The sequence below is a fragment of the Christiangramia qingdaonensis genome (assembly GCF_048381525.1).
Taxonomy (GTDB): Bacteria; Bacteroidota; Bacteroidia; order Flavobacteriales; family Flavobacteriaceae; genus Christiangramia.
This window is the reverse complement of record NZ_JBLWIM010000012.1, coordinates 1287993-1289050: the sequence shown is the minus strand read 5'-3', so window position 1 is coordinate 1289050 and position 1058 is coordinate 1287993.

Here is a 1058-nt window from a genome sequence, read left to right as displayed (position 1 = left end):
GGAGGTTATTCCAGGTGTAGCCAGAGTGAAGAGTGGAGAGTGGTGGTCTAGGATGTTTATTAAAATCTTATCAGACTACACCGCTCTTCGACAGGCTCATTGCTGCAACCAATAAACTAAATTATATCCGTGAGAATGATGCCATCCTGAGCCTGTCGAAGGATGAGCAATGTTCAGCAAACCAAAGCAGTACATATCAAGCGCACTTCGACAGGCTCAGTGCAGCAAATAACTTGTGAAAAATACAGGTGCTAAATTCATTGCCATTCTGAGGCTGTCGAAGGATGAGCAATTTTCAGTAAACCAATGCAGTGCATACCAATCTGCACTTCGACAGGCTCAGTGCTGCAAACTACTGAAAAAGAATGCTTGAATTTGAGAGTGGTGCCATCCTAAACCTGTCGAAGGATAAGCAATTTCAGTAACCAATTCAGTGGATTCCAACACGCACTTCGACAGGCTCAGTGCTACAAAAAATAAACTAAATTATAGCAGTGAGACGATGCTATCCTGAGTCTGTCGAAGGATGAGCAATTTTCGTTAAACCAATACAGTAACTAACAAACCGCACTTCGACAAGCTCAGTACTGCAAACAACTTGTGAAAAATACAGGTTTTAAATTCATTGCCATCCTTAGCCTGTAGAAGGATGAGCATTTTCAGTAAACCTATGCAGTGCATATCAAGCCGCACTTCGACAGGCTCAGTGCTGCACAGTCCTAATTAAGTGGATTGAAGTAATTCATTGCCATCCTGAGTTTGTCGAAAGATGAGTAATCTTCAGGAATGAATGCAGTACCTACAAACCCGCACTTCGACAGGCTCAGTGCTACACAGTCCTAGTTAAGTGGATAGAGTTAATTCATTGCTATCCTGAGCCTGTCTAAGGATGAGGAATTTTCAGTAAACCAATACAGTGCATACAAACCCGCACTTCGACAGGCTCAGTGCTACAAATAGCTTATGAAAAATACAGTTGCTAAAATTCATTGCCTTCCTGAGCCTGTCAAAGGATGAGCCTGTCGAAGGATAAGCAATGACAAACAAGCCAACAAAAT